Genomic DNA, 615 nt, shown 5'->3' on the forward strand with positions numbered 1-615 from the left:
TATTTTTAAACTTATCAAATAAAACCTAACTCAACCAATCTTAACTAAGTCACTGTTTTATCAGAAGTTTTAATCTTCATCACCGCCGATGGATGTGCATTCTACAGTATTTCACTCCACGTGCAACCCTCTTTTTCAACAAAAACCACCGTCTGTTTATTTATTCTACAAAAAACCAGTTTTTCTCTATCTTTTGACTAAAAATGGTACAGAATCGGGCACATTACTTGATATTTTCTTTGTCTTTCTTATAAAAAGCTTCATTACCTTTCTAAATCTGCATATAAACTGATTACTCTTCATATAATTTTTATTTAAATATTCATTATCTTTTATTTTAGCAGCCGCTCATTCTTATCATTTCAAAAAATAATTTTTCATACTTTTAAAACATATCCTCAAGAAAAACCCCGATAAATATCTTTTAGCGAAATATAGATAATTACTTCAAGCTCGTTATTTTCAATAAGTAGCGTCGCAATAATGGTTTCAGCATCGTTATTATTTATGGTTATGTTATAGGGCCAGCAATCTGGATCAGTGATCACATCAGACCAAAGCAGAGTGGCTTTGTTGCACAAACCTATCTGTAAAGGCTTTTTTAGCGATATAATT

1 protein-coding gene is annotated in these 615 nt (G+C 30.7%); it reads right to left on the reverse strand.

Annotated features, from left to right (window positions below):
• Positions 1–398: 398 nt before the first annotated feature.
• A partial coding sequence (locus C8322_RS14490; protein WP_213065973.1) for a hypothetical protein occupies positions 399–615 on the reverse strand: 217 nt, incomplete at its 5' end.

Source organism: Acinetobacter sp. SM1B (genome assembly GCF_003289665.1).
GTDB classification, from domain to species: domain Bacteria; phylum Pseudomonadota; class Gammaproteobacteria; order Pseudomonadales; family Moraxellaceae; genus Acinetobacter; species Acinetobacter schindleri.